The following is a 2,903-nucleotide window of genomic DNA, read 5'->3' as shown; positions in this document are numbered from 1 at the left end:
AAGGGATTTGCGCTGCTGACGTTGGTAGCGAACAACGTGAAATTCAAGGACGGAGTAAAGGTGCTGGAGGAGTCAGACAGGAGTGCCGCCTGACCGACGCCATACACCAGATTTGACAATAGCTCCTACGCCAGCGTCAATGACATGGTGATCCGGTTTGGCGAGGCGGAGCTGCTGCGCCTCGCCATGACACCGACCGGCGAGCTGGATCAGCCTGCCATCACCATCGCCCTGCAGGACGCCGGAGCCTTGATCGATGGCTATCTGGCAGGGCGCTACCCCTTGCCGCTGGCCCATATCCCGAGTGTCCTGGTACCTATCTGCGCCGATATTGCCCGTCACCGCCTCTATGGCGAGCAGGCACCGGAGCAGATAGCCAAGCGCAACGAGGCCGCCCTGGCCTTCCTCAAGCTGGTGGGCAAGGGGGAGCTAGCGTTGGGCCTGGCGGTCGATGGTGAGCAGGTGGAGAGCCAGAACCTGGCCCAGTTGCACTCTGATGGCCGTGTCTTTGGCCGAAGCAATGGGGGCTTTCTATGAGCACTCAAGCCCGCACTTCATCCCCCGAGCTCGACTACCTCGCTGCTGGTGAGCGGCTGCGCGAACTGCTGCTGCCGTTGAAGGTGAAAGGGATCAAGGAGGTGTTTGTGGCCACTGACCTGGATTCGGTGGCTAACCTGGGCCAGCACACCCCGGCCATCCATGTGATTTACCAGGGCGAGCGGGAGAACGACACCACCCAGTCCGGGCGGCAAAGCGCGTTCGATCAGGTCTGGCTGTTGGTGCTGGTGCATCGCGCCAGCCCGAAGGAGGTCAGCGCCGGTATGTGGATGGGGCGGATGCTGCAGGCCGTTGCCGGGCGGGCCTGCGGAGACAGTACCTTTCGGCGTGAAACCGCATCGGTTCGGCCGAGCTATAAGGGCGGGGTGGCGTATCTGCCCCTTGCTTTCAAAACGACAGTGAAATTCAAGGGAGAACGCTGATGAGCGAAACATTGCACCTGGAAGGGGATCTCTATATCGAGACCTTCACCAACAACGTATCGAACGGGGTGATAGGCCCGGTGGACGTCAACAGCCTGGAGGTCAAACCGGACAGCGAGAAGATCAGCATTCCGAGCAAGCGCAAGGGTAAGCTGGGTCAGGCGCGGGAGACCTACTTCGTGCCCAAGCCCGCCACTGTCACCATCAAGACCAGCGAGATCCCGCCAGTCCTGCTGGCCGCCGCCTTTATGGGGTTGGAGAGCCCCATCAACCAGGGGGCGGGGACGCTGACCGAGGTCCCGCTGACCCTGCCGGCCCATCCGAAATGGCTGTCACTCGGCAAGGCCAACCTCTCGGCCACCGGCCTGGTGGTGAAGGAGGGCGCCACCACTCTGTTGCTTGGTACCGATTTCGAGATCAACTATGCCCTGGGACTGCTGCGGGCGACCAAGGCGGGCGCGGTGGCAGACGGCGGGCCGGTAACGGTGAGCGCCAGCTATAACGCCGTCACAGGTTCGCGCATCGCCGGCAATGTGCAGCCGGAGGTGAAAGCCAAGCTGACCCTGGATGGGCGCAGCGTGATCGGCGGCGAGTCCATCATACTGACGGTGCCCCGCGCCAGTCTGGCCCCCAAGAAGGCGGTGGATTTCCTCAGTGACAAGCCCATCGAGATCGAGCTGGAAGGGGAGTTGTTGGCCTTGGATGGCGAGACAGCCCCCTTCTTTGTGGACCGGCCGCTGACGGTGTGATGATAGGGGAGGCTGTGGAACGAAAAACGGCGGGGAGACCCGCCGTTTATCTTCTTGGAACCATATACCAGGACCAGACTCTAAAACTATGGTGCTGACTTGGAAGCTACCACATTGACCACAGTAGCGACCGGGTAACGGTAGGCACTACACGTGTTGTCATATGAAGCTGTTTTAGCGAATTTCAAGGGAAGGATGACCATGAAATACAAAGTTCTTTTGAGCGATGGCACCGTGGGTACTATCTACATGGACAACTTGAATGAACAGCTTGCGTCTGACTTTATCGGCAAGGTAGTTCGGGTAAAACTGTATGACGAAGTGGGCCATCATATTGAACGCGAGGGAACGTTAGTCGAATTCCTCGATGTATACTCTGACTGATCCCAGATTATTAGTCATCGAATCTACGGCCCTGACAATACCCTTCTATGTGGACAGGCCGGAGACGGTGTGATGATAGATGAAACGGGGGAATGAAAAACGGCGGGGAGGCCCGCCGTTTTTATAGTGATTTGCCAAACGTCTTCAAGGGGAGCTGTAACTGTTGAGGTAGAGATCTGGTTTTAACGCAGTGCCAACCGTCTTATCATGGCCAGTGGCTGAGATGAGGCGGAAAGGGGCAGGATGGCGTTCTCTAACCACTGCCAATCCAGCGGCGGAGTACCCTCCTTAAACTTCTGGTACGGCACGCCGTCTTTGATGGTCAGAAACAGGGTGCAAGGCGTGTCGGCACGACAGATGTAGCGCACCATCACCTCTCCCTTAAGGGATTGCAGCAGATGTTTCAAAATAGGCAGTCCATGGACCGTTTGATGCCCCCCTTCATGCCAGACGCCAAATTGATGCATTTCTTCAATACCTTTTGCTCAAGTAAATCTGAGTATTGATTCCCTAGGCAAACTTGCCACTGTAAGAAATGACAGGTAGTTGTGTCGTCGGTGGCAGAGTGAGCAAATGGGTTGCGCCCCCCTTGTTTTCTTGTTTGCCAAGAACGCAGGCTCATCGAGATCGTTCTTAAGGGATAGCTCAGGCATCTATCCATAAACAGTAAGCGCCCCTGAATCAGCACCTGTTTTTACTGAGATCACCTCGGCACACTGAAACCCATCGTATCTACGTTGGGATTTCCGCTATGACCACTCAAGAACGCGTTGATTTTTGGCAGCGCCAG

Annotated in this window: 4 protein-coding genes and 1 pseudogene; 4 read left to right on the top strand and 1 reads right to left on the bottom strand. The window is 57.1% G+C overall.

Features of this window, described 5'->3' with window-relative positions; all coding sequences use genetic code 11:
• Positions 1 to 138 precede the first annotated feature (138 nt).
• The 4 genes and pseudogenes from GWQ22_RS21125 to GWQ22_RS21110 form a co-directional block, all read left to right on the top strand.
• A pseudogene (locus tag GWQ22_RS21125) lies at positions 139 to 537 on the top strand (phage protein Gp36 family protein); the annotation flags it as partial.
• Positions 534 to 980, top strand: coding sequence for a hypothetical protein (locus GWQ22_RS21120; RefSeq protein WP_275931578.1), 447 nt, complete (start codon positions 534 to 536; stop codon positions 978 to 980). The pseudogene GWQ22_RS21125 and the gene GWQ22_RS21120, both read left to right, overlap by 4 nt.
• Positions 980 to 1,729 (top strand): hypothetical protein, encoded by a 750-nt coding sequence (locus GWQ22_RS21115; RefSeq protein WP_275931577.1) that lies wholly within the window; start codon positions 980 to 982, stop codon positions 1,727 to 1,729. Before GWQ22_RS21120 ends, GWQ22_RS21115 begins: the two co-directional genes overlap by 1 nt.
• 201 nt (positions 1,730 to 1,930) lie before the next feature.
• Positions 1,931 to 2,113, top strand: a complete 183-nt coding sequence (locus tag GWQ22_RS21110; RefSeq protein ID WP_275931576.1) for a hypothetical protein — start codon at positions 1,931 to 1,933, stop codon at positions 2,111 to 2,113.
• Between the two features lie 182 nt (positions 2,114 to 2,295).
• Here GWQ22_RS21110 and GWQ22_RS21105 read toward each other — a convergent pair whose 3' ends face one another.
• Complete coding sequence (locus GWQ22_RS21105) at positions 2,296 to 2,580, bottom strand: hypothetical protein (RefSeq protein WP_275931575.1); 285 nt, start codon at positions 2,578 to 2,580, stop codon at positions 2,296 to 2,298.
• Positions 2,581 to 2,903 lie beyond the last annotated feature (323 nt).

This window comes from Aeromonas sp. 1HA1 (genome assembly GCF_029237385.1).
GTDB lineage: Bacteria > Pseudomonadota > Gammaproteobacteria > Enterobacterales > Aeromonadaceae > Aeromonas > Aeromonas popoffii.
Note: the sequence above shows the minus strand (reverse complement) of the source record. Positions and strands in the feature narration are given on the sequence as shown.

Excerpts from the sequence above, each read along its gene's own strand:
- GWQ22_RS21120 (WP_275931578.1), top strand. The coding sequence starts at position 534 with ATGAGCACTCAAGCCCGCACTTCATCCCCCGAGCTCGACTACCTCGCT.
- GWQ22_RS21115 (WP_275931577.1), top strand. The coding sequence starts at position 980 with ATGAGCGAAACATTGCACCTGGAAGGGGATCTCTATATCGAGACCTTC.
- GWQ22_RS21110 (WP_275931576.1), top strand. The coding sequence starts at position 1,931 with ATGAAATACAAAGTTCTTTTGAGCGATGGCACCGTGGGTACTATCTAC.
- GWQ22_RS21105 (WP_275931575.1), bottom strand. The coding sequence starts at position 2,580 with ATGCATCAATTTGGCGTCTGGCATGAAGGGGGGCATCAAACGGTCCAT.